The 1,376-nt window shown below is 59.4% G+C and carries 2 protein-coding genes and 1 pseudogene; 2 read left to right on the forward strand and 1 reads right to left on the reverse strand.

Annotation, left to right across the window (positions count from 1 at the left end; genetic code table 11):
• Positions 1–114 precede the first annotated feature (114 nt).
• Entirely contained in the window at positions 115–273 is a 159-nt protein-coding gene (locus EOA60_RS37945; RefSeq protein WP_164748230.1) for a hypothetical protein, read from the reverse strand.
• Positions 274–947: 674 nt separating this feature from the next.
• On the opposite strand from EOA60_RS37945, the gene EOA60_RS33060 reads away from it, so the two are divergent.
• The gene (locus tag EOA60_RS33060; protein WP_067321941.1) at positions 948–1,298 is read left to right on the forward strand and encodes a metalloregulator ArsR/SmtB family transcription factor; all 351 of its coding nucleotides are present in this window, start codon (positions 948–950) and stop codon (positions 1,296–1,298) included.
• Positions 1,295–1,376 (forward strand): annotated as a pseudogene (locus EOA60_RS39395) (aquaporin family protein); the annotation flags it as partial. The gene EOA60_RS33060 and the pseudogene EOA60_RS39395, both read left to right, overlap by 4 nt.

The raw sequence follows: 1,376 nt of genomic DNA on the forward strand, positions 1-1,376 counted from the left end.
CATCGTGGCTGGTGCTCGATCCCAAACGCGCTTTTCCTGGACGAGATCGACTGCTCGGCGCTGTTCGGTGAAGTGCCTGGGCTAAAAATCGTCGGCTAGGAAAGGCCTCGGCTGTCAGGCCGTCTGAAGCCGTCCGACAGGTGCCCCGCGCGAGATCGCTATAAGCCGCGCAACGGCCAATGGCGCCAAGAACATGAAAACCGTCGTGATGCCGAGGAAGATCGACCAAGCCAGATCGATCACGCTGTGGTCATAGCAGACTGCGAATTCCATGGCGCCTTACCCTTTTATCCACCCGGCTGCGCATCAGGTTGCCACGCATTGGGCCAAGCATGATCCTCATTTTCAAGAAATACAAGAGATCGCTAATTTGGGTAGTGGGTCGGTTTGAAAGTCCACCCCAATCAGAATAGGCGCTTTCGCCTAGGCCCCGTCCGGAAACAGGCGGAAGCGGGCGTCACCGACAAGCGTTGGGAGAAGCGCGATCATCGTTGCGCTTGTCGAAGCCGAGAAGCCAACAGTGCGCCGCCCTTACAAAAAAGCGCGTGACGTAAAAAGAGAAGGGCTCGCGGCGTTTAGGCGCGAGCCCTTTTCCTTGCTGAGAGCGACATTGTTGGGTGTGCTCTGGCGGTCGGATATTCATCACAATCACGGGTTCAGAGGAAGCTGGGGATCATTCACATTCGCTCAATAGAGCGTGATGGACGGGGAGTTTGGCTAACCCGCGATTTCAAACCGGCCCACTATCCTAGTTGGGGTGGAAATTTCACCGGCCGGCCGCGTCGTAACGAAACACCAGCGGCTTGTCTTGGTAATCAGCCAGCGTGTGGAGCAGATCGCCGATGGTCAGGTCCGAGGATCCAATGGAGGAGCGGGGACGATAATTTCTTGTCAGGAGTGAGCATGTCGGCTATGCCTCGTTTCAATATTTCAAGGATTGTTGAAACGTGGATGAGCGACAAGCCCTGATGGCCTTTGGTGCGCTGTCGCAGGAAACGCGGCTGAAACTGCTTCGGTTGCTGGTGGTTGCCGGGCCGGACGGCATCGCCGCCGGTTCGCTTGCCGAACAGGTCGAGGTATCTCCGTCCAATGTCAGCTTCCATCTCAAGGAACTGGAGCGCGCCGGCCTGGTCGGCACGCGCCGCGACGCACGCTCGATCGTCTACAGCGCGGAATACGATGCGCTTTCCGCTCTGATCCGCTTCCTGATGGAGGATTGCTGCTCGGGCCGGCCGGAAATCTGCGCGCCGGCGCTCGCCGCCCCGTGCTGCCGGCCGGGTGAGGGGCCCCGGCAATGATCTCTTACGATCTGCCGCGACGTGCCGTTGCTGAAGCCCTGGGCGCCGGCCTGCTGGTGGCAACGGTGGTCGGTTCCG

Source organism: Mesorhizobium sp. M1A.F.Ca.IN.020.06.1.1 (genome assembly GCF_004023265.1).
Classification (GTDB): domain Bacteria; phylum Pseudomonadota; class Alphaproteobacteria; order Rhizobiales; family Rhizobiaceae; genus Mesorhizobium.

Coding starts and splice junctions, on each gene's coding strand:
- EOA60_RS37945 (WP_164748230.1), bottom strand. CDS start 273: ATGGAATTCGCAGTCTGCTATGACCACAGCGTGATCGATCTGGCTTGG.